Genomic DNA, 731 nt, shown 5'->3' on the forward strand with positions numbered 1-731 from the left:
GGGTGACGCGGTTGCTTTGCACAATATTTCTGAGCCGGAAGCTGGTAAGTGCATTATTAAATCTGAACGCTTCCAGATCGCGGACAGCGACCCCGCCACGTCTGAAGAGAATCCGGCGGCCTGTAAAATTTGCACCTGACCATAATGCAAGACGTACATCGCGGTTTGCCAAAATCTATCACTCCCACTATAAAGTATTGTTTTCTCCTGTTTTCTCGCTCATTCTCAGTATTTCAACTTTGACAGCTTAAGAGATGTTGGTGGAGAATGTACTCTGCACCTCGATTTTCTGTAAGAGCGTAGGCGGGAACAGAGCTTAGGAATGATCTTCTTCCAAAAACTGTGGATAATTGGTATGATCGCACAGTGGATCTCCACATTTGCCCTTGGGGTTTACCCTCCCATGTCACACTGGGTCATGCCCTTACATTCCTTCGTTCTACCTCTCAAGGGGTGGATGCCGATTCTTGCTCCTTTACGGGGTCGTTGCCCTTATTGTGTGTAGTGCTTCGGCTTCTCCGGTGCTTCTGTTGTCTAAGTTGTACACATTGAATAAGTGATCTACAGGCCTTTGCTTCCTTGTTTAAGCGGCTTCTTGCTGTATCTGGTACTGCTTCACTGGACCCATAACGTCGATTGCATTGTACTCCCTTTGCTTTGTTCCCAGCGTATGCAGGACTCGTATAAGTTTTCCACATAACGCAATGAGCGATTTGTTTCTTCTTCAACGG

General features: G+C 46.8%; 1 protein-coding gene. It reads right to left on the reverse strand.

From position 1 onward, the window contains the following. Positions 1-446: 446 nt before the first annotated feature. Positions 447-731 (reverse strand): hypothetical protein (locus tag L323_RS41620; RefSeq protein ID WP_242835266.1); only part of this gene is annotated, 285 nt, incomplete at its 5' end.

This window comes from Ruminiclostridium papyrosolvens C7, assembly GCF_000421965.1.
Classification (GTDB): domain Bacteria; phylum Bacillota; class Clostridia; order Acetivibrionales; family DSM-1351; genus Ruminiclostridium; species Ruminiclostridium papyrosolvens_A.